This is a genomic window from Brachyspira sp. G79, from assembly GCF_002379365.1.
Lineage (GTDB): Bacteria > Spirochaetota > Brachyspiria > Brachyspirales > Brachyspiraceae > Brachyspira.
The window spans coordinates 686,966-689,615 of the sequence record NZ_JQIU01000008.1; the positions used below are offsets into that span (position 1 = coordinate 686,966).

At 25.2% G+C, this 2,650-nt stretch carries 2 protein-coding genes and 1 pseudogene; all 3 read right to left on the reverse strand.

Translation table 11 applies throughout. The annotated features are described in order from the left end of the window. Positions 1-1,426 (reverse strand): BspA family leucine-rich repeat surface protein (locus KQ44_RS04405; RefSeq protein WP_143277875.1); only part of this gene is annotated, 1,426 nt, incomplete at its 3' end. Positions 1,427-1,643: 217 nt separating this feature from the next. Beyond that, positions 1,644-1,880: pseudogene (locus tag KQ44_RS14820) on the reverse strand (hypothetical protein); the annotation flags it as partial. Beyond that, positions 1,876-2,650 (reverse strand): DUF4132 domain-containing protein (locus KQ44_RS04415; RefSeq protein ID WP_143277876.1); only part of this gene is annotated, 775 nt, incomplete at its 5' end. The pseudogene KQ44_RS14820 and the gene KQ44_RS04415, both read right to left, overlap by 5 nt.

Sequence of the window (2,650 nt, forward strand, 5' to 3'; positions counted from 1 at the left end):
ACTTTAAAAATGATTCAAAGTCAAGCAAATTAACTATATTATCAATTTTTTCCAATCTGTTAATTGTTCTTTTCAAAGATAAATACTCTGAATATATATACTTTATCACTGTAATATCTACTTCTCTTGATTTATCTTTTACTAGAACATGACAATCTTTTATAAATTCAAGTTTTTTATCTTCTTTTTTAGCATTATATTTTTTTTGAACATACTTTTCTGCTTTTTCTATAGTTTTGAAATTATAATCATTTGTAACAAATGAAAGTTCTGATGAGAAATCACTTTCAATTCTTTTTCTCAATCTTACAATTCTTTTATTTTTATCTTTTGCAATAAGATTATATATTTCTTTAACATTAAATTTTGTTATAGTTATATAATCTTCTTTAGGATAAAATGCCTGCATATATACTTTAAGTCTTGTATGTAATTTATCTTCATCATCGCAAAAAGTACCAACTTCTTCTAAATTATCTAAATTCCAATTTTCTAAAGACTCATAACAATCATACTTATAAGCAAATCTAAATAGTCCTGCAGCAGTGATTAGTTTTTGTGTATCCCATTTATCAAGAGGCTGATTAAAACTTTGAGCCATATAAAACATCATATCCATATTTTCTACATTAGACACATTCCAACTATTTAAAGGCTGATTAAATTTCATGCATGAGAAAAATGTCTTTTCCATGTTTACAACATTAGAAGTGTCCCATTTATCAAAAGGCTGATTTAATTTTTCGCATTGCCTAAATAAAGAATCCATATTTGTAACATTAGAAACGTCCCAATCATTAATATTCTGATTAAAAACATCACAATATGCAAACATACTTGATAAATCTTTAACTTTAGAAGTATTCCATTTATTTAAAGGTTTATTAAAAACTTTTGCACGAGTAAACATAAATGACATATCTTCAACATTAGAAGTATCCCACTTATCCAAAGGCTGATTAAAGTTTTCGCATTCCTGAAACATGCCTCTCATATTTTTAACTTTTGATACATTCCAGTTATTTAAAGGCTGATTAAACTCATTTGCACCAAAAAACATAAATGACATATCTTCAACATTAGAAACGTCCCATTTATCAAGAGGCTGGTCAAAATTAGAACAATGAGCAAACATATTATTCATACTTTTTACTTTAGATACATTCCAATTACTTAAATCAGGATTAAAATCTATAGTTGAATATCTTACCAACGCATTGTAGCCCATATAGGCAAACATCATATCCATATTTATAACATTAGAAACGTCCCAATCTTCTATGCCTTCAAAATCTTTTCTTTTACTTTCATAAAAAAGCTTACTCATGTCTGTTATAAGACTTGTATCAATATAACAAAGTTTTATACCGTCAGTAAATACTAATTCCTTTAATTCTTTTTTTGTTGCTGGTTTATATTTCCTCATAAATTTACTCCTAAATAGTAGTTTACATAACTTTAATATAGTTAAACATAGTATAATATATGTTATATAATTTTTCTACACTAGAGAATAATTTTATTTACAATCCTATTCTATAAAATAGCTGCTTAAATAATTCTAAAGGTTATATTTTTAGATATAAAAAATTAATCATCAGTTTTTTGTACATATAAAAAATCAGTACCCTAATAGTTATTTCTTATAGCCAAAATTCTCTTAATTCACTGATAATAAGATTAATGTCAATATTTTTATTTTTTATATTTTTGGCAGTTAATATATGATTTTCTTTTATACTTTGTTCTATGCATTTTTTACAACCTTCTTAAATACCTAATATTATTCCCTCTTCAAACATTATGTAATTACCATATAGATAAGCCTCTATTTTATTGTATTCATTCATCATTAGGCTATCTTTTATAAAGTAATTAAAATAAATCTATAAGTCTAAAATCCCAAATCATTAATACTAATAAAGTATAAACAAATCTTTTACTTACCTCCTTACCATTTTCATTATCAAAATAAATATCGATTTTTACTCTGTCATGAAAATCAGTATTGGAATCAACATCCGCATCTATAGTAAAAGTATCTCCATTCTTTGTTTTTAATGAATAACTTTTAACTACATCGTATCCTATATATTCAGAATACATTTCATATCTAGCACCAAAAGCCTCGAAAGTACCATAAGCTATTTCTAAATTATCTATTTTTCCTACTTCGCTTTTCAAATTATCTTTATCTAATTTTATAACCGTTAATTGATTTATTGGCTGTGCTATTTCATAATCTTCAAGCTGTTTTCTCCATTTATTTATAGTGTCATCGTCCATTTCTACAGGGCTAGCCAAACCTATAAAAGTATTATCATCAATTTTTACTTCTTCATCTTCACAGTTTGAATAACTTCCGTCACCTGAATATCTGAAAGTTGTTATAAAATTATTGTTATTATCATATAAATTCCATATCAAAGATGAAGCAAATCTATTCATCATAGCATTATCAATAAAAATCTCTTTGAATATATCATAACCGTATTTCTCTCCGCTTGCTAATAAAACAGCTAAAAGATAAGAAGTATCTTTCATAAAAGAAGGAATTTCTTTTCTTAATTTTGTTACCTCTTCTTTTAAATCTTCATCAAAGTTTTGAGGAATCTTTTTTAATTCTTTATTATTATTTATATCAAAAAGC